The organism is Alienimonas californiensis, assembly GCF_007743815.1.
Classification (GTDB): Bacteria; Planctomycetota; Planctomycetia; order Planctomycetales; family Planctomycetaceae; genus Alienimonas; species Alienimonas californiensis.
The window spans coordinates 2,681,288-2,703,015 of the sequence record NZ_CP036265.1 but is presented as its reverse complement, the minus strand read 5'-3'; the positions used below and the strand labels follow the sequence as shown (position 1 = coordinate 2,703,015).

The window sequence follows — 21,728 nt, the reverse complement described above, 5'->3', positions numbered from 1 at the left end:
AAGGGTCCGGGTTGGCGTTGTTCCAGCCGCCCCAAACCCTACCATAACGGCTTCTCGATGCGTCCCGGGCGGTCTCTCCTTCGCCGCGCCGCCGTTTTCTCGACAGCCTTAACCTTTCCGCGAGACTCATCATGAGACGCTCCGACCCTAAACGACCCGGCTTCACGCTAATCGAACTGCTGGTGGTCATCGCGATCATCGCGATCCTGGTTTCCCTACTGTTGCCCGCGGTGCAGCAGGCCCGTGAGGCCGCCCGCCGCAGCCAGTGCCAGAACAACCTCAAGCAGATCGGGTTGGCGATGCACAATTTCCATGGTACCCACGACAAGTTTCCGGCCGGGTACGGATTCAACAAGATCGAAAACAAGGCGAACTGGCGAAAGGCGTGGGGCTGGGGCGCGCACCTGCTGCCGTATATGGACGAACCGACCCTCTATCGTGTCCTGGACGTCGGCCGTCGGGAGTTCGACGAGGCTCTGCCGGGAAACAACTCGTCCTCCTGGCCGGCGGAAGAACTGGCCGCGATCCGCACGGCCGTGCCCACATACCTGTGCCCCAGCGACATCGCGGGGTCGACCATTAATACGTCCGCCGACTTCTGCCACAGCGGCGGGCCGGATTCGACGAAGCCGGCGATCAGCAACTACGTCGGGATGTACGGCTATCAGTATTCCAACTGGAACGCCGGCGGCGGCCCGCCCACGATGCAGGGCGCGATGGTCGCCCAGAACGGCACCAACGTCGCCGACTTTCGCGACGGCCTGACCAATACGATTATGATCGGCGAGCGCGGTTGGGAGCATCAGGCGGGGTACTGGGTCGGGGTCGGGAACGTGAACAGCGAATCCTCCTGGTCCTCCCCGAAAGTCGTCGGCCGCGGTTTCCTGATGAAGCCGAACTGTCCCCTGACCGGGCGGTACTACTCCGCATTCTCCAGCTATCACGACGGCGGGACGCAATTCCTCCTGGGCGACGGCAGCGTCCATTTCGTCGCCGATACGATCGATTTCGATAACGGATTACAGGCGAACGGCAACCCGCATCACTGGTCGACCTCGTGGTCGAACGTCGATAAATCCACGATCGGGACGTTTCAGCGTCTGGCCTGTCGGAACGACATGCAGACGATCGAGGACGCGTTCTGAAGAAGCGCCCCGTTATTACGCGAGGTTTTCCGCCCCTTCCGTCTCGATTTCGTCGGCCGACCATGTCCTGCCGCCTGCTGGTTCTCAAAACGCCGTCCGCCGCCTTCGCCGCAGTCCTCTGGCTGACGGCGGCGGGGTGCGGGGGCGGGCAACCGTCCTCGCTGGAGGGGACGGTGTTCGTGGACGGAGCGCCGGCCCGAGCGGGGATCTCGATGTCGTTCACGCCCGTCGGCCCCGGCTCGCCCTCGTACGCCACGACCGACGGACAGGGCCGGTACGAAGCAATGTTCACGTTTCGAGAAGCCGGCGTGGGAACCGGCCCCCACCGCGTGGCTCTGATGCCCGGCGGTACGGGCGACGGGCCGATGCCCGTCTTGGGGCCGGACGGGCAGCCGGTCCCCGGCTCCCAGTCCGTCGGCCCGCCGAAGTTTCCGCGGTCCTACTACGAGGAGATTCAGGTGATCGAGATCCAGCCCGGCGGGAACGAGATCGACATCCAGCTCGAAACCGCCGATTGAGCGGCGGCGCCTCAGACCTTCTCTCAGACCCGATTCAAGTCGATCGCCATGGCGACCGGGAGATCGAGGCTCGACGCGTCTTTCGGTCGCCTGTCGGCGACCGGGAATCGGGGGTAGCGTGAACTGATGCCCCGACTGATCCATGTGCATCTCGTGCCGTCCCTGTTCGCCCCGGCGATGCTCGCCGGGGGGACGGCGGTGGTGATCGACGTGCTGCGGGCCAGCACGACCGTCTGTCACGCCCTGCACGCCGGGGCGGATCGCGTCGTGCCCTGCGGCTCCGTCGAGGACGCCCGCGAGACCGCGGCGAAGTTGCGGGCCGCCGGCGAACCCGCGTTGCTCGCCGGGGAACGCGGCTGCGTCATCGTGGACGGCTTCGACCTCGGCAACACGCCGACCGACTTCACCCCGGAGTCCGTCGGCGGCCGGCCGGTCGTGCTCACCACGACCAACGGCACCGCGGCGCTGCTGCGGTGTCTGGAGGCGGAGGAGGTGCTGGTCGGCAGTTTCGGGAACCTCTCCGCGATCTGCGCTCACCTCTCCGCCGACGGCAGCGACGAGCGCCCCGTGCACTTCGTGTGCGCCGGCACGGACCGGAACGTCACCCTCGAAGACGCCCTGTTCGCCGGCCGGGCCGCGAACCGACTGCTCGCCGCCGGGGTCGGACGGATCGACCACCACGACGGCGACCCGACCCGCCTGGCGACCGCCTTCGCCGCCGCCCACCCGGACACGGCGGCGGCTCTGGCCGACAGCCGCGGCGGACGGAACCTCGCCAAGCTGGGCCGGGGGGAAGACATCGCGGTTTGCGCCGCGGTCGATTCCGCCCCCGTGCTGCCCCGGCTGACGGGCGACGCGCTGCGTTCAGTTTCGTAGGGTCCGCTCCGCGGACCGTTCCCGGTTCGCGCCGATTACCACACTCGGTCCGCAGAGCGGACCCTACGAGACGCCGTCATGCCGAAGTCCATGGACGACATCACCTCCCTCGCGAAGCGGAGGGGGTTCGTGTTTCAGGATTCGGACATCTACGGCGGCCAGCAGGGCTTCTGGGACTACGGCCCGCTGGGCACGCTGCTGAAGCGGAACGTTCGCGACGCCTGGTGGAGCGACGCCGTCGGCTCCCACAACGAACTGGTCGCCCCCGCCGGCGCCCCCGAAGCCTTCCAGATGGTCGGCGTCGAGACCGCCATCATCATGCACCCGCGGGTCTGGAAGTCGTCCGGGCACTACGACCTGTTCCACGACTTCATGGCGGACTGCAAGGGCTGCAAGGCCCGCTTCCGCACCGACCAGGTCGCCGTCGCCGCGGCCGTGACCGCGGGGGGCGAGGTCGCCGCGTCGGAGGCCTTCCTGCCCACCGACGAGGCCCCGACGCTCTCCAAGACGAAGCAGAAGCGCCTCGACAAGAAGACCGGCGAGGGCGGCGAGGTGATTCGCACCGACCTGCAGTCGTTCACCAAGCAGTACCCGGACGCCCCGCTTCCGAACTGCCCGAACTGCGGCGGCGACCTGACGGAGCCCCGCGAGTTCAACCTGATGTTCAAGACGACCCTCGGCGCCTTGGGCGGCGAGGAGGACGCGGCGTTCCTGCGGCCGGAGACGGCCCAGGGCATGTTCGTGAACTACAAAAACGTCCTGGACAGCTCCCGCGTCAAGCTGCCGTTCGGCATCTGCCAGGTCGGCAAGAGCTTCCGCAACGAGATCACCCCGCGGAACTTCACCTTCCGCAGCCGGGAGTTCGAGCAGATGGAGATTGAATTCTTCTGCCGCCCGGACGCCTCCGACCAGTGGTACCAGTACTGGCGCGACCGCCGCTTCCGCTGGTACACCGACCACGGCATCAGCGAATCGAACCTGATCCTGCGGGAGCACCACCAAGACGAGTTGGCCCACTACTCCGTGGGCACCGCGGACATTGAATATAAGTTCCCGTTCCTCGCCGAGGGGGAATACGGCGAACTCGAGGGCGTCGCCCACCGCGGGGACTTCGACCTGCGGAGCCATTCCGAGGGCAAGCTGGTCAACCGCAACGGCAAGTTGGAGGTCGAACTGGGCGAGGACGGCAAGCCGAAGCACCCCGGCAGCGGCAAGTCGTTGGACTACTTCGACGCGGAGACCAAGGAGAAGTTCGTCCCGCACGTGATCGAACCCAGCGCCGGCGCCGACCGGGCCACGCTGGCCTTCCTCTGCGAAGCCTACGAGGTGGACGAGGCCCCGGACGAGCACGGCAAGATGCAGTCCCGCACCGTGCTGCGGTTCCACCCGAGGATCGCCCCGGTGAAGGCCGCCGTCTTCCCGCTGGTTAAAAAAGACGGCATGCCGGAGAAGGCCGCGGAAATCTACGGCGCCCTCAAACGGGCCGGGCTGGAGGTCGCCTACGATCAGCAGGGGGCCGTCGGCCGGCGCTACCGGCGTCAGGACGAGATCGGCACGCCGGTCTGCGTGACCGTCGACGGCGACACCCTGCAGGACGGCACCGTGACCGTCCGCGACCGGGACACGCTGGAGCAGTCCCGCATCCCCGCCGCGGAGGTCACAGCCTTCGTCCGGGACAAAATCGGCTGAGCGATCCGGTCGGGCAAACGGTCCGGCCGGGAGCACAGGGTCCCCCGGGCGGGTGGGGGTCGCACCGATTGCCCGCGGCCCGGGGCCCTGTGAAAATGAGCGTTCCTACCCCCGTAACGGCTCCCGGCGATGAACCCCCTCCTTTGGTCCCGTCCGCTGTTTGCGGCCGCGGCGCTCTCGGCCGTCGCGTGGGGCCTGACGGGGGGCACGGCGGAGGCTCAGCGGACCGGCATCACCGGCTCCCTGCCGGACAGCCACCCGATGAAGGACGGCGGCACCGGCGAAGGAGCCTTCGGCGCCACCGGCTCCTTCTCCCGCGGCGGGGGACTTGGCGGTTTCGGCGGCAGCCTCTCGGGCGGCGGTTTCTCCAACGGCGGCGGGTTCTATAGCGGCGGACTGGGCTACCGTGGCGTGGGCTATCGGGGCTTGGGATACGGCTACGGTTACGGCGGCCTGGGCTACGGATACGGCGGGCCGGCCTATTACCCCTATGGAATCGGCAACTACGCCAACCCGGTGGTCGGGCTGGGGCCGGGCGGGGCGTACCTCGCCCCCGGTCCCGTGCCGTATTACGGCTACGGATTGAACCTCGGGACTAACTACCTCGGCTATCCGGCGTACGGCGGGAACTACACGAACTTCGGCGGGAACCCCAATGCCTTCATGATGGGCCCGCACCGCAATCCCGGCTTCGGCTGGGCCACAGGCGGCGGCGGGGCGGCAATTGGCCCGGAACTGCCCGCGGGCGCCGGCCCGAACCCGGCCCTGGACGAAGCCTGGCGTGAACAGGCCGACCGCTGGCGGGCGCCGATCGACCTCGGCGACGCCGGCCCCGCCCCGAACGAACCCCGCCCCGCCGACGAACGGGAACTCGCCGAAGCCCTCCGCGACGAGCGGGCCGGCGACGAGGCCTTCGGCCGGCTCGACTACCGCAAGGCGCTCGCCCACTACCGCCGGGCCGCCGCCTCCGCCCCGACCCGGGGCGAACCGCTCTACCGGGCCGCCTTCGCCCGCGTCGCCCTCGGCCAGTTCGTCCCCGCCGCCGAGGACCTCCGGCGCGCGCTCTCGCTGAACCCCTCGCTGCCGGAGACCGGGCCGTCGCTGCGGGAGCTGTTCGGCTCCGACCACTCCATCGCCCGTACCGCCGCCCTCGGCGGCGTCGCCGACTGGACCCGCCAAGACGTCCGGGACCCCGACCGCCTGTTCCTGCTCGGCGCTGTGATGCACGCCAACGACGACGACCGGGCCCGCGAGATCTTCGAGGCCGCCTGGCGCCTCACCGGCGGTCGCCCCCACCTGCGGCCGTACCTCGATCCCGTGCAGGTCGAATATCAGGCCCCGGCCCCGACCGGCTCCATGGACCAGCGTGCCGCGGACGACGGCGCCGCGGACGACCTGCTGATCGGCCCGCCCCCCACGCCCGCCCCCGCCGCGTCGGACGCATCCGTCACGGAGGCGCCCCCGGCGCTGGCAGCGCCCGAGCCGGACGCGGCGGACGCTCAGACGACGACCGACGACGGATCGACCTTTTGACCGACGCTCCGGCCGCCGGCGACGCCGGCTCACAGGCGACGCGCGGCCGGACGCTGGTCGTTCTCTGCACCTATAACGAACGGGAGAACGTCCCGACCCTGATCGACGGCGTGCTCGCCGTCGACGAGCGGCTGGACGTGCGCGTCGTGGACGACGACTCCCCGGACGGTACCGCCGCAGCCGTGGAAGAACGCTTCGCAGCGAACCCGCGGGTCTCCGTCGTGGTGCGGCGGGGCGAACGCGGCCTCGGCACGGCGACGCTCACCGGGCTCCGCGGCGCCGTCGCCGACGGTTACGACGCCGCGGTCACCATGGACGCCGACTGGTCCCACCACCCCCGCCACTTGCCGGCGCTGCTCGCCCTGCTGGACGAGTACGACGTGGCGATCGGCAGCCGGTACGTCCCCGGCGGGGCGATCGAGGGTTGGCCGTGGCGCCGGCACCTGATGAGCCGGGCGATCAACGTTTATAGTCGGGCGGCGCTCGGGCTCCGGCAGCGGGATTGCAGCGGCGCCTTCCGGGCCTTCCGCACGGAACTGCTGGAACGGGTCGACTTCGACGCCGTCCGCTCCACCGGCTATGCCTTCATGGAGGAGTTTTTGTATCGCTGCGTCGTGGCGGGGGCCCGCGTGGCCGAAACGCCGGTGACCTTTGTCGACCGGGTGGAGGGAAGCTCCAAGATCAACGGCCGGGAAGCCCTCGCCGCCCTCTGGACGCTCGGCCGGGTCGGCCTGGAAGAACGCCGCCGCCCACCGGTGCAACGCCCCGCCACGGCAGCCCGAGGCGCAAGCCGGGGTTGAGCGCGATCGCGAGTGACGCGAGCCGTTCTTCGTGAGCCCGAAGCGCAAGCGAGGGTCAGAGCGTTGCCCCTCGCTTGCGCTTCGGGCTCACAGGACACGCCAGATTCTCGCGAAGGCCTATTTAATTCCGCTTATCGCGGCTGTCGAGTGCCCTCTCCAACACCCCGTTTGCCCGCCGTTGCGGTGAATGATTATCGGTTCAGAAAGCTCGCTTCGTAGCGCAGAAAGCTTTCATAATCGCCGTCATCCTCGACCCAAGGGTGCTCCGGATTGACCTCTTCCTTCATTGCCCATGAAAGGTGGATCACGGTGAATCGACCGGGTTCCTGCTTATGCCGGCAGAGGACGTCGTCGGTTCCCTCTCTATGAGCGACGATCTCGACCGGCTTCCCGTATAGAACGTGCCCCGGCGGCAGTTCGAGTTGGAGTTCGTTGTACAGCCGGGCGGCGTGTCGCTCGTTCGAGGCGTACCATCCTTCGGGCAGTGGCGACGGAAGACTCATCGTTTAAGCGTAAGTCCTTTCAAACCCGCCCCACCGGGATCAGCTTCGGGATCGGCAGCTTCAACCCCACCACGGCGCCGTGGCGGGATTTCAGGTCGGCGAACCGGCTGCCGAGGAAGCGGTCCACCCAGCCCGGCGGGCCGTGCTCCAGGTAGCGGTCGGCGAGGATCGCCATCTCCGCGTCGTACTGGGCCTGCGAGTGCGAATGGGCGTAGCACCGCCCGGGGAAGCGGCGGATGTCGCCGTTGAAGTCCGGGCTGACGTGGTGCAACTCGTGCAGCACCGTCGTCAGCTTTTCCTGCGGCGTGTGGTCGAGGAACCGCGGCAGATAGAACGTCAGCACGTACAGCAGTTCGACCTGCCCGTCGTGCAGCGTCGGGGCGGCGTAGGTCACGCCGCGGCGGACCGTCGTCGTCGCCCCGTCCTCAAACCGCAGCGGGGTCAGCTTGGCCTGCAACCCGTGCGGCACCCGCTTCTTCGCCTGGGCGAAGGTCACCGCGACCCGCCGCATGTCGATGTGGGCGAACTCCGGCAGGCTGTCGCAGACGTCCTCGCACAGACGGCGCATCGCGAGGGTGAAGTCGAACGGCTCCGCCTGCGACTTCGACCCCACGGGCGTCCTCGCTCCGCGATCGATCCGCAGGCGGCGACGCGGCGGCGTGGGCACGGCAAACGCTCGGGCGAGGCGGGGAGGAGCCCACTTTAGCAACGCCCCCCACCGTTGCGCGAACCCGGATCGCGGCGGCCGACGCGGTTTCGCCAGGCCCGGCGTCCGCACGACCGACCGGCGCCCCGGGTCGAACGTGGCGGGGCCGGAAACGCAAAGCGTCCCGGACCCTGGAAGGGTCCGGGACGCAGGCGGCGTCGGGGTTGAGCCGGAAACGGCGCTTACTCCGGCTGGTTCCGCGGCTGCTCGTCGGCGGCGGCGCCCTCGGCGGCCTTGCCCTCGGCGGTCTCCGGGGCTTCCGGCGGCGGGCCGGAGGCGTCCGCCTCGTCGCTCGAAGGTCCGGCAGTCTTCTTGTCGGCGACGACCTTGGGGGCGTCGTCACGAACGACCGGGGCGGTCCGCTTGCGGCCGGAGCGGCTGCGGGCGTCGTCCTCGCCGACGAACTCGATCAGGGCCTGCTCGCCGCCGTCGCCCAGCCGGCGGGCGGCCAGCCGCACGATGCGGGTGTAGCCGCCGGGCCGGCTCTCAAAGCGCTCGGCCAGTTCCTCGAAGAGAATGTCGACCGCTTCCTCGTCCCGCAGCTTGCTGAAGGCCCGCCGCCGCAGGGCGACGTACGGCGCCCGGGCGGCGGTCCACTTCAGCCAGCCTTCGCCCTCGCGCCACTGCTTCCACTCGGCGGAGCCCCGCTCCGCAGAGGTGGCGTGCTCCTCGGCGGCGGCGGCGGCGATCCGGGCCTTCTTGCCGATGGTGATGAGCTTCTCCACGAACGGCCGCAGTTCCTTGGCCTTGGGGGTCGTCGTGACGATCCGGCCGGCGACCAACGGGGCGCCGGGATCGTCCTCGTCGGGCCGCACGCTGCGAATCAGGCTGCTCGCCATGTTCTTAAACATGGCTTTGCGGTGCGAGGCGTTCCGGCCGAGTTTACGGCCACGCATGCGGTGACGCATGGAATTGCTTTCGTGAAGGGTTCAGGAGCGGGGGAGGGAACCCGAGTCGCCGCGACCGCCGGTTTGACGGGGGCGTGGCGGCCGCGACGACGGGGTTGGGGTCCGGGGCGAACGATTCGCCCCGGCCGTTCGGCCGGAGACGTTCACAAAAGAACGCTGAGGCCCGGCCGGGCCTCAGCGTTACAAACAGGTTTCGGGTCTCAGGTGCGGGCGGGGACGCGCATCCCCAGCCGCAGGCCGTGTTGCTGGAGCTGTTCGCGGACCTCGACGAGGGTCGTCTCGCCGAAGTTCCGGACCTGCAGCAGCTCGTCCTCGTTCTTGGTGACGAGGTCGCGGACGCTGTTGATGCCTTCGCTTTCGAGGCAGTTCGTCGCCCGGACGCTCAGCTCCAGCTCGGCGAGGCTCATGTTGAGCTTCTCCTCCAGCTCCTGATCGACGGGGCTGTAGCCGGTCTCGTCCATCATCCGCCGCAGGCCGCTTTCCGGCGGCATCAGCGGGCCGGGCTCGCGGTAGTTGATGAACGGGTTGAGGTGCTTGCGGAGGATCTTGGAGGCCTCGACCAGCGCCATCTCCGGGGTGATGGTGCCGTCGGTCCAGACTTCCAGGATCAGGCGGTCGTAGTTCGTCCGCTGGCCGACGCGGGTCTCTTCGATCCGGTACCGCACGCGGGTGACCGGGCTGAAGATGGCGTCCAGCGGGATGGTGCCGGGTTCCGGGTCCCGCTCGTAGAACTCGGCCGCCTGCACGTAGCCGCGGCCGTTGTTGACGGCCATCTCGGCGACGAAGGAGACGTCCTCGGTCAGCGTGGCGATGTGCAGATCGGTGTTGACGACGTGCACCTGATCGTCGCCGATCACGTCCGCCCCGGTCACCGGGCCGACGCCGCGCTTCTCGATCCGCAGCGTCTTCTCGGCCGGGCTGTGGTTCTTCACCACCAGGCTCTTCAGGTTCAGGCAGATATCCGTGACGTCCTCGAGGACGCCGGGGATGGTGCTGAACTCGTGCTGGACGCCCTGGATCTTCACCTTGCTGACCGCGGAGCCCTCCAGGCTGGACAGCAGGATCCGCCGGAGGCTGTTGCCGATCGTGTGGCCGAAGCCGCGCTCGAACGGCTCAACGTGGAACGCGCAATAGGTGTCGGTCAGCGTCTCCCGATCGGAGGTGACGCTACTGGGAAGTTCGAGGCCGCGCCAGCGGATACGCATAGAACAGGGACCTGGGTGGGGTCGGCGGGGGGCGGGCCGCCGGCAGTCTTCACGCTGACCGACCGGACGGGAAACGCCGCGAGCCCCTCTCGGGGTCGCGGCGGGCGATGGCGGCGCGCCCATCCCTGGCGGCGCCGGGCGTTCGCCGCGGCGCCGGATCGAACCGGCGCAACGCGGACGCGAACGCGGGGGCCGTCAGACGCGGCGCTTCTTGGGCGGGCGACAGCCGTTATGCGGCAGCGGGGTGACGTCCTCGATGCTTTTGATGGACAGCCCCGGAATCTGGAGCCCGGTAATGGCGCTCTCGCGCCCGCTACCGGGGCCCTTCACTTTGACCTCCATCTCCTTGACGCCGAACTTCGAGGCCCGCTCGGCGCAGCTCTCCGCGGCCCGTTGGGCGGCGTAGGGCGTGCTCTTGCGGGAGCCCTTGAAGTTCATCGTGCCGGCCGTCGCCCAGCAGAGAACGTCCCCGTTGGTATCGGCGATCGTCACCGTGGTGTTGTTGAACGTCGCCTTGATGTGGGCCACGGCCCGGCTGACGTTGCGACGGACACGCTTGCGTTTGACTTTGGCCACGGGCGGAGGACTGGGCGGTTAAAGCGAAAGGAGAGGGGAGATCGAGCGCGACCGGAGAGCGGAACCAGCGAAGGTTAGTGCCGCATATCCTTGACGCCCTTCTTACCGGCGACGGTCTTCTTGCCGCCCTTGCGGGTGCGGGCGTTGGTCTGCGTCCGCTGCCCGCGGACCGGCAGGCCGCGACGGTGACGAATGCCGCGATAGCAGCCGATCTCCTTCAACCGGGAGATGTCCCCGGCGACCTGACGCCGCAGGGCGCCCTCGATCGTGTAGGACTTATCCAGCAGGTTGTTGATCTGGGAGATGCCCTCTTCGCCGATCTCGCCCGCCTTGACGCGGGGATCGAGGTCGAGCTGCTCGCAGATCTGAATCGCGGTGTGCTGACCGATGCCGTACAGGTACGACAGCGAGATGTACGCGGGCTTGTCGGTGGGAATGTCGACGCCCTGGATACGCGGCATAACTTCGTGTGCTGGCGGGAGGCGAGCGTGGGGCGAGAGCCCCATGAGCGGAGAAACGGGGAGCGGACGCAGCCGCCGGCGACCGGGACTAACCCTGACGCTGCTTATGGCGGGGATTGGCGGTGCAGATCACGTACACCCGCCCCTTGCGACGCACGACCTTGCATGCTTCGCAGATACGCTTGACGCTGGAACGAACCTTCATCGGGCAGTCCTCCCTGAGCGGGACAAATAGGAGCCGCCCGGGGCGGCGACGAAACGGCGAGAACGTGCGGGCGCCGAACGGAGGCACCGGGGGCGCACTGGGGCGAACCGCCGAGTCTAGGCGCCGTCCGTCCGAACCTCAACCGATCCGACCGCGAAAACCGTGCCGCGGCGCAGCAATCGCGAAATCACGGTGCCGAGTCACAGCGCCAGCGGCTCGCCGACGCCCGCGGTCAGGATCTCCACGCCGCGCTCCGTCAGCGCGACGGTGTGCTCGAAATGTACGGCGGCGGAGCCGTCGTCCGTCGTCACCGTCCACCAGTCGTCGTCGGAAACGCTCACGTCCGGACTACCGGCGGTCAGCATCGGTTCGATCGCCAGCGTCAGGCCGGGGACCAGATCGAAGTCCCAGTTGGAGCGCAGATCGTCCGCGTAGTTCGGGACCTCCGGCTCCTCGTGCATCGTGCGGCCCAGGCCGTGCCCGCTGAACTCCTTGACGACCCCGAACCCCGCGGCGGCGGCGATCTCCGCGAGCGGGCCTGCGATCTCGCTCCAGCGCTTGCGCCGCGGCAACTCCCGCAGGGCGAACGCCAGGGACTCGCGGCCGCAGTCCATCAGCCGGGCGTGTTCCGCGGAGGGCTCGCCCACAGCGTAGGTCCAGCCGCTGTCCCCGCACCACCCGTGCAGCCGCACGCCGACGTCCACGCTAACCAACTCCCCGGCCTTCAACGCCCGATCCCCGGGGATGCCGTGCACGACTTCATCCTGCACGCTGATGCAGGTGACGGCCGGGAAGGGGGGGCCGTCGCCGTCGCCGTTTGGAAAGCCGAGAAACAGCGGGGAGCCCCCGCGTTGGCGCATCGCCCGCCAGACGGCGTCGTCGAGTTCACGGGTGGTGACGCCGGGCTTCAGAATCGCCCGCACCGCGTCGTGACACGCCGCCACCGCCGCCCCGGCCGCTCGCATGCGGTCGAGTTCGGCGGCGGTCTTCAAGGTAACAGGCATGGCGAGCGGTGGGCGTCAGCCCTCCGTGGGTTCGTTCGCGTCCAATGACACGGGGAATTGGAAACGGGGGGCTCGCGCCCCCCGCTCGCCTGACTACTGCTCAGTTCTCCGCGTCCAGCAGACCCGGGTAGTTCCGCATGACGAGGTGGCTGTCGATCTTCTGGACGAGGTCCAGCACGACGCTCACCACAATCAGCAGGCCGGTGCCGCCGTAGAAGCTCGCGGCCATCGGCGGAACGCCGAGGTAGGAGCTGATGATCGCCGGGATGATGGCGACCAGCGCCAGGAACGCGGCCCCGACGTAGGTGATACGGACCATCACCGCTTCCAGATGGTTCGCCGTCCGGGCGCCGGGGCGGTAACCGGGGATGAAGGAGCCGTAGTCCTTCAGGTTCTCCGCCATGTCCTTCGGATTGAAGGTGATCGCCGTCCAGAAGTAGCAGAAGAAGTAGATCAGCACGACGTACAGCAGGTTATAGATGAAGCCCTGCCCGCCGAACGCGGCGTTCAACTCCTGCAACACGCCGATGTTCGGGAACACCTGCTGGAGGTAGTTGAAAATGAAGTAGGGGAACATCAGCAGACTGCTGGCGAAGATGATCGGCATGACGCCGGCCTGGTTCACCCGCAGCGGCAGGCTCTGCCGCTGACCGCCGGCGCTGCGGCGCCCGCGGACGTGCTTCTGGCTCTGAATCGGAATGCGGCGCTGCCCCTGGGTGATGAACACCACCCAGGCGATCACCCCTGCGAAGAGCAGTGTGAGTAGCAACAGCGTGTCGATGCCCATCTCCGAGCCCAGCGCGATGCCGTTCTTGAAGGCCGGTTGCAGCAGGTCGTACCCGGCGCCGGGCATCTGGGCGAGGATGCCCGCCATGATCAGCAGACTGATGCCGTTGCCGATGCCGTAGGCGTCGATCTGCTCGCCGATCCACATCAGGAAGATCGTACCGGCGGTCATCACGACCGTGCCGAGCATGTAATACAGCCACCAGTCGTACTCGGTCATGATGAGCTTCTGACCGGTCAGGCTGCCGCTGGAGAGCTGCTTGATCCAGAAATAACTCTGCCCGATACAGATCAGCACCGTGGCGTAGCGGGTCCACTCCGTAATCTTTCGTCGCCCGCTTTCGCCCTCCTTCTGCAGCTTCTCCAGGGGCGGGTACACGCTGCCGAGCAACTGGAAGATGATGCTCGCCGAGATATACGGCATGATCCCCAGGCCGAAGATCGTCGCGTTCGACAGGCTGGACGCCGAGAACAGACTGACGACCTGCAGCACGCGGCCGGTCGGATCGTTGCTGTCGCCCTGGCTCTTCGCCTGGAGGGCGGCGAGCTGATCCTGGTCGATGAACGGCAGGGGGATGCTGAACCCCATGCGGTAAACCGCCAGGAGAATCAGCGTGAGCAGGATCTTCCGCCGCAACTCGGGGATGCGGAAGACGGTGACGAGCTTATTGAACATCGCGTCCCGCGGTCCTTCGGGGCTTGATCGGCAGGGGGTGGGCCCGGCAGCCGCGAGGGGCCGCGGCGGGGGCGTTACTTGTCGACAGACTCGTCAGCGTCGGCGGAGTCGTCGTCGCCGGTCAAGGTCTCTTTCACGGACTCGGCGGCGTCAGAGACCGCCTTGGCAGCCCTGGAGACCACTCCGGCGGCCGCGTGAGCGGCGCTTCCGGCCGCGCCGCTGACAGTCTCGCCCGCCGCCGCCATCGCAGCGGAAACGCCACGGGACCGCTTGCTCTCAGCCTTCGTCCGCTCCACTTCAACCACCGTGCCGCCGGCGGCTTCGATCTTCTGCCGGGCGCTGGCGCTGAAGCGGTGAGCCTTCACCGTCAGCTTCTTGGTCAGTTCGCCGTCGCCGAGGATCTTGACCACGTCGAACGGGCCGTTGGTGAAGCCCTTTTCCTTCAGGAACTCCGGCGTGATCTCAGTACCGCCGTCGAACACCTCCAGCGAGGAGACGTTCACCGCAGCCACCTTCAAGCGGTACTTGGCATTGGAGAAGCCCCGCTTGGCGACCCGCATGAACAGCGGGGTCGTCCCGCCGGCGAAGCCGGTCCGCCGGCTGGAGCCGGCGCGGGAGTAGAAGCCCTTATGACCACGACCGCTGGTCTTGCCGTGGCCCGAGCCCGGCCCGCGGCCGACCCGCTTTTTCTTGCGGTTCTTACGGATGTCCTTATGGACGTCGTCGATGATCATAGTTCGGCTCCCGCCTCGCCCGTGCCGTCGTGCGGCGGACTGATGTTGAAACGAAGAAACGCGGGTTAGCCGCCCCTTTCAAGAGGGCGGCTAACAGATTGATTTAGAGCTCGACGCCGCGGAGCGTGGCGACGGTGTCGCGGGTCCGCAGGGACTGCAGACCGTCCATTACCGCCTTGACCAGGTTCACCGGGTTCGAGGAGCCGATGGACTTCGTGAGGATGTCCGTCACCCCGGCGCTCTCGACGACCGCCCGCACCGCCTCGCCGGCGATGATGCCGGTACCGGGACGGGCCGGGATCAGAATCACCTTGCTGCTGCGATAGGAGCCGATCACCTTGTGCGGGATCGTGCCGTCAACCACCGGAACGTCCTTCAACTGGCGATTGGCCTGCTTCGTGGCCTTCTCAATCGCCAGCGGCACCTCGATCGCCTTGCCGTAGCCGTAACCGACCTTGCCCTGGGAGTTCCCGGTCACCACCAGCGCCGTGAAGCTGAAGCGCCGACCGCCCTTCACCACACAGGAGCAGCGGCGAATCTGGACGGTCTTTTCCGGCGAATCGCCGCGGCCTTGAGACATTTTGAGGGCGGAGGTGAGAAGGCGGAGGGCGGAGGTCAGGGAGGCGAGCGGCGGGCGTCAGCCCTCCGAGTCTCGGCGACAATGCGAACGGGAGGAACCGAGCCGGATTAGAACGAGAGGCCGCCGTCGCGGGCGCCCTGGGCGACCGCGGCGACGCGGCCGTGGAAGGCGTAGCGACCGCGGTCGAACACAACCTCGGTCACGCCGGCTTCCTTAGCCCGCTCGGCGATCAACTGGCCAACCTTCTTCGCGGAATCGGCGTCACCCGCGGCTTTGCCGCCGGAGGCCGATTCGGCCGTGCTGGCGGCGGCCAAGGTGCGACCGGCGACGTCGTCGATCAGCTGGGCGTAGGTGTGCTTGTTGGAGCGGAACACCGTCAGCCGCGGCCGGCCGGCCGCAAACTTGCGGATCCGGTTGCGCACGCGGTAGCCGCGGCGGGCGCGGGTCTGGGCGAGTTTCTTCTGGGTCGGCATCGGACTGTGGGGGTTCGTCACCCGGCGGCAGGCCGGGCACTATGCGGTGAGGCGGCGAAAAGGGCAACCGCCCCGAGCGAAGCTCGGGGCCAAGCCGAACGCAAGCGTCCGGGTTCAGGCAGGCAAGGGGACTACTTGCCGCCGGAGCCGAACGCCTTACCGGCCTTCTGCTTGACCTGCTCGCCGTCGTAGCGGATGCCCTTGCCTTTGTAGGGTTCGGGCGGACGCACCTTGCGGACGTTGGCCGCGAACTGCCCGCACTTCTGCTTGTCCGGGCTGCGGACGATCACGTGGGTTTGGTCCGGTAGCGTGCATTCCACACCGTCCGGCACCGTCAGCATGATCGTGTTGGCGAAGCCGACCTGCAACGAGAGCGTGCTGCCGTTGAGCCGGGCGTTGTAACCGACGCCGCGAATCTCCAGCTTGCGCTCGAACGGCTCCTTCACGCCGGTCACCATGTTGTCGATCAGCGACCGCGTCAGCCCGTGCAGGGCGCGGTTCTGTGCTTGGTCGTTCGGCCGGGAGACCGAGACGCTCTTGCCGTCGTCGGCGAGCGTCACGGTCATGTTCGGGTGCGGGGCGAAGGTCAGATCGCCCTTCGGGCCCTTCACGTTGACGGAGCCGTTGTTGACGGCGACGGTCACGCCGTCCGGTACGGCGACCGGCTGCTTGCCGATACGAGACATGGTTGCGTTGCGGGAGGGAACCGTCGGCGGGCCGGGGGCGTCAGCCGCCGGGTGCGTCCGGGAGGAGGGGGACACGAACGGGGCGAACCCCGCTCAGAAACTTAATAGATGGTGCAGAGGACTTCGCCGCCGACATTCTGAGCTCTGGCCTCGCGGCTGCTCAGCACGCCCTTGTTGGTACTCAGGATCGCCACGCCCAGGCCGTCCAGCACCGTCGGGGTGCCCTTGACGTTGGCGTACACGCGGCAACCGGGCTTCGAGTGCCGGTCGATCTTGGTGATGACCCGCTCGCCGTTCGGTCCGTACTTCAGAATGAGCCGCAGAACGTTCCGCGGTTCGCTCTCGACGATCTCGTATTCCCAGATGTAACCTTCGCGCTGCAAAGCCTCGGCAATGCCGACCTTGAGTTTGGAGGTGGGAATGTCGACGTGCGGCCGCTCAATCGCGACGGCGTTGCGGATGCGGGTGAGCATGTCCGCCACCGGGTCGGTCATCATGGCGGGGGCCTTGGGGCGAAAGTGAAAAGGAGGCGAGCGGGGCGAGCGGCGGGCATCAGCCCCCCGAGCGGTGCAGCGGAAAATCAGGATCAGCGAAGACTACTTGCGACGGCCGCCGGTGTCGCCCGGCTTACGGAGCGGCAAGCCGAGCTTCCGCATCAGCAGGCGACCCTCGTCGTCGTTCTGAGCGGTGGTGACCATCACGATGTTCATCCCCTGCTGATTGGGGAAGCGGTCCGGATCGACCTCGGGGAACACGTACTGCTCGTTCAAGCCCATGTTGAAGTTGCCGGCGCCGTCGAACCCCTTCGGGTTCAGCCCGCGGAAATCTCGAACCCGCGGCAGGGCCAGGGCGACGAGGCGGTCGAGGAACTCGTACATCCGGGCGCCCCGCAGCGTGACCATCACGCCGACTTCCGTCCCTTCACGGAGACGGAACTGCGAAATGCTCTTCGTGGCCTTCCGCCGCGCCGCCTTTTGGCCGGCGATGATCGAGAGCATGTCCTGCGCCTGATCGATCAGCTTGCTGTCGCGACTGGCCTCGCCGAGGCCCATGCTGATCACGATCTTCTTCAGCTTCGGCAGCGCGTGCGGGTTGTCGCGGCCGATCTCCTGCTTCAGCTCGGGGAGAACTTCGTTCTCGTACTTCGTGCGGAGGCGGGGTTGCATGACGTTCTTTCAGGGACCGGCGAGGTTTGCGACGGGGGGACGTCGCTCGCCGATGCGCTTTCGCGGGGGCGGACGGGAGGGGGCGCCGAAGGCGGCGCTACTTGGAGGCGTACTTGGCTTTGGGCGGGCTGACGATGCCGGCGGCGTTGCCGCTGCCCTTGCAGTACCGTTCCTTGGCGCCGTCCTCCGTGTACCGGAAGCCCAGGCGGCAGGGCTTGCCGGCGGCCTGGTCGAAGTACATCACGTTGGAGGCGTCGATCGCCATTTCCATCTCGAGCCGGCCGCCCTGCGGGCTCTTGGGGTGACCCTTCTTAACGTGCTTGAACGCCACGGCGACGCCCTCAACGACCAGCTTCTTCCCGCCGTCGCGCACTTCCAGCACCCGCTTCGGCTGCGGGGACTTGTGGTTACCGGCGGTGACGACGACGAGGTCGTTCTTCTTGATCTTCATGGGAACTTTGGGGCGAGCGTGGGGGCGTCAGCCCCCCGTGCTAGGGGAGTCGGGTCGCGCGGCGGAAGGTTCAGACCACGTCGCTGGCGAGCGACACGATCTTCATATACCGGCCTCGCAACTCACGGGCGACCGCCCCGAAGATGCGGGTGCCGCGGGGGTTGCCGTCCTTGTCCGTGACGACCAGGGCGTTGGTGTCGAACCGCACATAGCTGCCGTCGACGCGGCGATGCGCCTTGCGGGTGCGGACGATCACGCCACGGGTGACGGTGCCCTTCTTGATCGCAGAGCCCGGCGCCGCCTTCTGAACCGAGACGACGATCACGTCACCCAAGCCGGCCGTCCGCTTCTTGGTTCCGCCCAGCACCTTGATGCACTTGACGATCTTAGCCCCGGAATTGTCCGCGACCTCGAGCTCGGTTTCCATCTGGATCATCGGGAGGCCTCGGACGCCGGAAGGCGGCGGATCTGGGAAGGAATGTGCGGAAAAAACGCGTGACGGGACGCGGATCGAAGGAGCGGGACGGTCACCGCAGCGACGCCCCGCATTCGGCCGGTCAGGCCAGGCCCTCAGGCTTGGCGGCGGCCTCGGCCTCGCCAGTCGGCGGCTCGGTCAGTCCCTCGGGGGATTCGACCGGCTGATCGTCCTGGGCCGCGGAGTGACCGGCGGCGGCGCCGGTCGCCTCGGGCACGTCGGCCTCGGTCTCGAGGCTGGCCTTCACGGCGACCTCGTCAGAGGCCTGCACGACCCGCACCAGTTCCCAGCGCTTCAGCTTGGAGTGCGGCTTGCACTCGATGATCTCGACCACGTCGCCCAGCTTGCCGCGCTCGTGCGGGTCGTGCGTATGACAAACGGTCCGTCCCCGCACGATCTTGCCGTACTTCTGGTGCCGATACCGGCGCTGCACCTCGACCTTGAGGGTCTTGGCGTTGGCGTCGCTGGTGACGGTGCCGCGGAGTCGGGTCTTCATCGCTGGGGGAGGAGCATCGGTGGAAGTGCGGGGCGCCGGTCGGGGGAGGGAACCGGAAAGTCGTTAGGCAAAGCGCGACCGCGAACGGCCGGAGGCGGGTTCAGGCGGCGACGGCGGATTGTTCCCGCTCGTGACGAATCGTCAGGATGCGGGCGATGTCCCGGCGAAGCTTCCGAAGGTTGGAGGGGGCCTCCAACTTCTCGGTGCTCGCCTGGAACCGCAGGCGGAACAGTTCCTGCCGGGCGCTGGTGAGCTGATGGCCGAGTTCCTCGACGCTCATCTCCCGCAGTTCGGAGGCGGTCGCCATGATCGTGTCTCTGGGGTGCGGGGGAAGGGAATGAGTCGACCGCGACCGCATTTTTGCGGCCGCGGATCGAAAAAACGTTAGGACTGCAACGGGCCCGGCGTCTTCTCAAGCAGCCGGACCTTGACCGGCAGCTTGTAGGCGACGCGAGCGAAACAATCCTTCGCCGCGTCTTTCGACACGCCGAGGACTTCGAATAACACGGTGCCGGGGCGGACCACGGCAACCCAGTGATCGGGGTCGCCCTTGCCCTTACCCATCCGCGTTTCCAGCGGACGAGCGGTGACGGGCTTGTGGGGGAAGATGCGGATATACAGCTTCCCCTCACCCCGGATATACTGCATGATCGCGATCCGGCTCGCCTCGATGGTGCGCGCCGTCACGTAACCGGCCTCCGTGGCCTGCAGTCCGAAGTCGCCGTAGGCGATGGTGTTGCCACGTTGGGCCTCACCTTTTATACGCCCTCTTTGCTGCTTGCGGTGCTTGACCCGCTTGGGCATCAACGCCATTGGTTTCTTCCGAGTAGTCGCCGAGGTCGATCCAGACTTTGACTCCGATGATCCCCTGGGCCGTTTTGGCCTGGGCGAACCCGTAGTCGATGTGACGCCGCAGTGTGCTCAGGGGAATGCTCCCCCGGCTGGCCTTCTCACGCCGGCTCATCTCAGAGCCGCCGAGTCGTCCGGCCAGTTCCATCTTCACGCCGAGGACGCCGGACTCCATCACGGAGTCCATCGTCCGCTTAATCGCCCGGCGAAAACTGCCGCGGCGTTCGAGCTGTCCGGCCAGGTCCTCCGCAACCAGCACCGCATTGCGGTTCGGGTTGGAGAGCTCCACGATCTTCACGTCCATACGACGGCCGGTCAGATCCTCCAGCTCAGCCTTGACCCGGTCGACGTTCTGGCCTTTGGAGCCAATCAGTACGCCGGGCTTGGCGCTGTGCAGGTGGACGACCACGCTATCGCGGGTGCGTTCGATATCCACGCGGGCGATCGCCGCGTTATTGTTCTTCGCTTTGATGAACGACCGGATCTTATGGTCTTCGACCAGCAGATCACCGAAGTTCTTCTTGTTCGCGTACCACTTGGAGCGGTGAGGCTCGGTGATGCCGACGCGAAAGCCGGTGGGGCGAGTCTTCTGTCCCATCGCTGCGGTCCTGTTCTGAGTGTTCGGGCGAGGGGCGGGACTAGGAGACTTCCGGGGCGTCGACGGCCACGTGAATGTGGGCGGTGCGGCGGCGGATCATGTAGGACATCCCGCGGGCGCGGGCCTGGCTGCGTTTGATCATCGGGCCGCCGTCAACGCGGGCTTCCGCGATGATGAGCCCCTCCGGGTTCCGGGCGCCTTTGTCTTCCGCGTTGGCGACGGCGCTTTTCAGCACCTTCTCCAACATGCGGGCGCCGCGGTTGTGGATGTACTTGAGCTCCTGCTCAGCCTGACCGGCGGTCTTGCCGCGGATCAGGTCCGCGAACGGACGCACCTTCGTCGCCGAGATGCGGGCGAACTTGTGGACGGCGCGGACGTGTGACACAGGAGGAAAGCGGTGAGAAGTGAAGCGGGGAGGGGTCGGGCGACGGCGGTTAGCGCTTGCCCTTGGCCCCGTGTCCGCGGAACGTCCGGGTGAGGGCGAATTCGCCGAGCTTGTGCCCGACCATCTCCTCGGTGACGTACACGTCGATGTGCTTGCGGCCGTCGTGCACCTGGAAGGTGTGGCCCACGAAGTCCGGGATCACGGTGCTGGCGCGGGACCAGGTCTTGATCGGGATCTTCGTGCCGTCGGAGTCCTGCTTCTCCACCTTCTTCAGGAGCGAAGCCTCGACGAACGGCCCTTTTTTGGTGCTGCGACCCATCGGGTGGTGAGGGAGAAGGAAACGGTGTGCGAGTGGGGCGGGCGGACGGGGCCGGCCGCGTCAGATCTTCTGAACGCCGTAGCGACGGGACTTCCGACGCCGGACGATCGACTTGGAGCTGTTCTTGCGACGCTTGCGGGTGTTGCCGCCCTTGGCCAGCACGCCGGTCGGCGAGCAGGGGTGACGACCGCCCGCGTTGCGGCCTTCGCCGCCGCCCATCGGGTGGGCGACCGGGTTCATCGCGGTACCGCGAACCCGGGGACGCCAGCCCATGTGCCGCTTGCGACCGGCCTTGCCGAGGCTGATGGCGCTGTGCTCGCTGAAGCCGACGGCGCCGATCGTGGCCCGACAGGCCGCGGGGACGCGGCGGACTTCGCCGGAGGGCAGCGTGAGCTGCGCCCAGGAGGATTCGCGGGCGTTGAGGACGGCCTCGGTGCCGGCGGCGCGGCAAATCTGCCCGCCGCGGCCGGGCCGCATCTCGACGTTGTGGACGGTGGTGCCCAGCGGGATCGCCGACAACGGCATGCAGTTGCCGACGTCCGGGTCGAGGCCGGATTCGGCGCTCATCACCGTCATGCCGGCTTCCAGCTTCGCCGGAGCCAGGATGTAACGCTTCTCGCCGTCCGCGTACTGCACCAGGGCGATGCGGCAGGAGCGGTTCGGATCGTACTCGATCGCCACCACTTCCGCGGCGACGTTGTCCTTCTCGCGACGGAAGTCGACGAGCCGGTACATCTTGCGGGCGCCGCCGCCGCGGTGGCGGGCGGTGATCACGCCCTGGTTGTTCCGGCCGCCCTTGCGGGTGATGCGGACCAGCAGGGATTTTTCCGGCTTCTTCTTCCGGTCCGTGATCTCCGCGAAGTCCGCGACCGACGCGTCGCGGCGGCCCGGACTGGTCGGCTTGTAGTTGCGGATGCCCATGAGA

29 protein-coding genes and 1 pseudogene are annotated in these 21,728 nt (G+C 67.7%); 6 read left to right on the top strand and 24 right to left on the bottom strand.

Annotation, left to right across the window (positions count from 1 at the left end; translation table 11 throughout):
• The first annotated feature begins 131 nt into the window (after window positions 1-131).
• From CA12_RS10700 to CA12_RS10675, 6 genes are all read left to right on the top strand, one after another.
• Window positions 132-1,145 (top strand): DUF1559 domain-containing protein, encoded by a 1,014-nt coding sequence (locus CA12_RS10700; RefSeq protein ID WP_145358939.1) that lies wholly within the window; start codon window positions 132-134, stop codon window positions 1,143-1,145.
• A 62-nt stretch (window positions 1,146-1,207) separates the two neighbouring features.
• Window positions 1,208-1,663: a hypothetical protein gene (locus CA12_RS10695; RefSeq protein ID WP_145358938.1), complete on the top strand. Its 456-nt coding sequence runs from the start codon at window positions 1,208-1,210 to the stop codon at window positions 1,661-1,663.
• A gap of 126 nt (window positions 1,664-1,789) precedes the next feature.
• Window positions 1,790-2,539 carry a 2-phosphosulfolactate phosphatase gene (locus CA12_RS10690; protein ID WP_145358937.1) on the top strand — a complete coding sequence of 250 codons (750 nt, stop codon included), beginning with the start codon at window positions 1,790-1,792 and terminating at the stop codon, window positions 2,537-2,539.
• Between the two features lie 90 nt (window positions 2,540-2,629).
• Window positions 2,630-4,228 carry a glycine--tRNA ligase gene (locus CA12_RS10685; RefSeq protein WP_145361439.1) on the top strand — a complete coding sequence of 533 codons (1,599 nt, stop codon included), beginning with the start codon at window positions 2,630-2,632 and terminating at the stop codon, window positions 4,226-4,228.
• A gap of 129 nt (window positions 4,229-4,357) precedes the next feature.
• On the top strand, window positions 4,358-5,761 hold the full coding sequence (locus CA12_RS10680) for a tetratricopeptide repeat protein (protein ID WP_145358936.1): 1,404 nt from the start codon (window positions 4,358-4,360) through the stop codon (window positions 5,759-5,761).
• Window positions 5,758-6,561 carry a polyprenol monophosphomannose synthase gene (locus CA12_RS10675; protein ID WP_145358935.1) on the top strand — a complete coding sequence of 268 codons (804 nt, stop codon included), beginning with the start codon at window positions 5,758-5,760 and terminating at the stop codon, window positions 6,559-6,561. The genes CA12_RS10680 and CA12_RS10675 overlap by 4 nt, the downstream gene beginning before the upstream one ends.
• 191 nt (window positions 6,562-6,752) lie before the next feature.
• On the opposite strand, the gene CA12_RS10670 is transcribed toward CA12_RS10675, so the two are convergent.
• From CA12_RS10670 to rplB, 24 genes and pseudogenes are all read right to left on the bottom strand, one after another.
• Complete coding sequence (locus CA12_RS10670; RefSeq protein WP_145358934.1) at window positions 6,753-7,064, bottom strand: hypothetical protein; 312 nt, start codon at window positions 7,062-7,064, stop codon at window positions 6,753-6,755.
• A 19-nt stretch (window positions 7,065-7,083) separates the two neighbouring features.
• A complete protein-coding gene (locus tag CA12_RS10665; RefSeq protein WP_242688201.1) occupies window positions 7,084-7,731 on the bottom strand; it encodes a putative metallopeptidase in 648 nt (215 codons plus the stop codon).
• Between the two features lie 221 nt (window positions 7,732-7,952).
• On the bottom strand, window positions 7,953-8,678 hold the full coding sequence (locus CA12_RS10660; protein WP_145358933.1) for a bL17 family ribosomal protein: 726 nt from the start codon (window positions 8,676-8,678) through the stop codon (window positions 7,953-7,955).
• A 200-nt stretch (window positions 8,679-8,878) separates the two neighbouring features.
• Window positions 8,879-9,883 (bottom strand): DNA-directed RNA polymerase subunit alpha, encoded by a 1,005-nt coding sequence (locus CA12_RS10655; RefSeq protein ID WP_145358932.1) that lies wholly within the window; start codon window positions 9,881-9,883, stop codon window positions 8,879-8,881.
• 195 nt (window positions 9,884-10,078) lie between these two features.
• The gene (rpsK, locus tag CA12_RS10650; RefSeq protein ID WP_145358931.1) at window positions 10,079-10,459 is read right to left on the bottom strand and encodes a 30S ribosomal protein S11; all 381 of its coding nucleotides are present in this window, start codon (window positions 10,457-10,459) and stop codon (window positions 10,079-10,081) included.
• Between the two features lie 74 nt (window positions 10,460-10,533).
• Complete coding sequence (gene rpsM / locus CA12_RS10645; RefSeq protein WP_145358930.1) at window positions 10,534-10,920, bottom strand: 30S ribosomal protein S13; 387 nt, start codon at window positions 10,918-10,920, stop codon at window positions 10,534-10,536.
• A gap of 88 nt (window positions 10,921-11,008) precedes the next feature.
• The gene (gene rpmJ, locus CA12_RS10640; RefSeq protein WP_145358929.1) at window positions 11,009-11,125 is read right to left on the bottom strand and encodes a 50S ribosomal protein L36; all 117 of its coding nucleotides are present in this window, start codon (window positions 11,123-11,125) and stop codon (window positions 11,009-11,011) included.
• Window positions 11,126-11,325: 200 nt separating this feature from the next.
• Window positions 11,326-12,129: a type I methionyl aminopeptidase gene (map, locus tag CA12_RS10635; protein ID WP_145358928.1), complete on the bottom strand. Its 804-nt coding sequence runs from the start codon at window positions 12,127-12,129 to the stop codon at window positions 11,326-11,328.
• 100 nt (window positions 12,130-12,229) lie between these two features.
• The gene (gene secY, locus CA12_RS10630) at window positions 12,230-13,591 is read right to left on the bottom strand and encodes a preprotein translocase subunit SecY (RefSeq protein ID WP_145358927.1); all 1,362 of its coding nucleotides are present in this window, start codon (window positions 13,589-13,591) and stop codon (window positions 12,230-12,232) included.
• Window positions 13,592-13,884: 293 nt separating this feature from the next.
• A pseudogene (gene rplO / locus CA12_RS10625) lies at window positions 13,885-14,325 on the bottom strand (50S ribosomal protein L15); the annotation flags it as partial.
• A gap of 103 nt (window positions 14,326-14,428) precedes the next feature.
• A complete protein-coding gene (rpsE, locus tag CA12_RS10620; protein ID WP_145358925.1) occupies window positions 14,429-14,905 on the bottom strand; it encodes a 30S ribosomal protein S5 in 477 nt (158 codons plus the stop codon).
• A gap of 107 nt (window positions 14,906-15,012) precedes the next feature.
• The gene (gene rplR, locus CA12_RS10615) at window positions 15,013-15,378 is read right to left on the bottom strand and encodes a 50S ribosomal protein L18 (RefSeq protein WP_145358924.1); all 366 of its coding nucleotides are present in this window, start codon (window positions 15,376-15,378) and stop codon (window positions 15,013-15,015) included.
• A 131-nt stretch (window positions 15,379-15,509) separates the two neighbouring features.
• On the bottom strand, window positions 15,510-16,064 hold the full coding sequence (gene rplF, locus CA12_RS10610; protein ID WP_145358923.1) for a 50S ribosomal protein L6: 555 nt from the start codon (window positions 16,062-16,064) through the stop codon (window positions 15,510-15,512).
• A gap of 101 nt (window positions 16,065-16,165) precedes the next feature.
• A complete protein-coding gene (gene rpsH, locus CA12_RS10605; protein ID WP_145358922.1) occupies window positions 16,166-16,561 on the bottom strand; it encodes a 30S ribosomal protein S8 in 396 nt (131 codons plus the stop codon).
• Between the two features lie 99 nt (window positions 16,562-16,660).
• Window positions 16,661-17,230: a 50S ribosomal protein L5 gene (rplE, locus tag CA12_RS10600; RefSeq protein ID WP_145358921.1), complete on the bottom strand. Its 570-nt coding sequence runs from the start codon at window positions 17,228-17,230 to the stop codon at window positions 16,661-16,663.
• 97 nt (window positions 17,231-17,327) lie between these two features.
• Entirely contained in the window at window positions 17,328-17,681 is a 354-nt protein-coding gene (gene rplX / locus CA12_RS10595) for a 50S ribosomal protein L24 (protein WP_145358920.1), read from the bottom strand.
• 70 nt (window positions 17,682-17,751) lie between these two features.
• A complete protein-coding gene (gene rplN / locus CA12_RS10590; protein ID WP_145358919.1) occupies window positions 17,752-18,117 on the bottom strand; it encodes a 50S ribosomal protein L14 in 366 nt (121 codons plus the stop codon).
• Window positions 18,118-18,238: 121 nt separating this feature from the next.
• Entirely contained in the window at window positions 18,239-18,652 is a 414-nt protein-coding gene (rpsQ, locus tag CA12_RS10585; RefSeq protein ID WP_145358918.1) for a 30S ribosomal protein S17, read from the bottom strand.
• A 100-nt stretch (window positions 18,653-18,752) separates the two neighbouring features.
• Window positions 18,753-18,959: a 50S ribosomal protein L29 gene (rpmC, locus tag CA12_RS10580; protein WP_145358917.1), complete on the bottom strand. Its 207-nt coding sequence runs from the start codon at window positions 18,957-18,959 to the stop codon at window positions 18,753-18,755.
• A 77-nt stretch (window positions 18,960-19,036) separates the two neighbouring features.
• Entirely contained in the window at window positions 19,037-19,465 is a 429-nt protein-coding gene (rplP, locus tag CA12_RS10575) for a 50S ribosomal protein L16 (RefSeq protein ID WP_145358916.1), read from the bottom strand.
• Window positions 19,404-20,099, bottom strand: coding sequence for a 30S ribosomal protein S3 (gene rpsC, locus CA12_RS10570; RefSeq protein ID WP_145358915.1), 696 nt, complete (start codon window positions 20,097-20,099; stop codon window positions 19,404-19,406). Before rpsC ends, rplP begins: the two co-directional genes overlap by 62 nt.
• Before the next feature lie 40 nt (window positions 20,100-20,139).
• Window positions 20,140-20,484: a 50S ribosomal protein L22 gene (rplV, locus tag CA12_RS10565; protein WP_145358914.1), complete on the bottom strand. Its 345-nt coding sequence runs from the start codon at window positions 20,482-20,484 to the stop codon at window positions 20,140-20,142.
• A gap of 49 nt (window positions 20,485-20,533) precedes the next feature.
• Window positions 20,534-20,803, bottom strand: a complete 270-nt coding sequence (gene rpsS, locus CA12_RS10560; RefSeq protein ID WP_145358913.1) for a 30S ribosomal protein S19 — start codon at window positions 20,801-20,803, stop codon at window positions 20,534-20,536.
• Between the two features lie 60 nt (window positions 20,804-20,863).
• Window positions 20,864-21,724 carry a 50S ribosomal protein L2 gene (rplB, locus tag CA12_RS10555; protein ID WP_145358912.1) on the bottom strand — a complete coding sequence of 287 codons (861 nt, stop codon included), beginning with the start codon at window positions 21,722-21,724 and terminating at the stop codon, window positions 20,864-20,866.
• Between the last annotated feature and the right edge of the window lie 4 nt (window positions 21,725-21,728).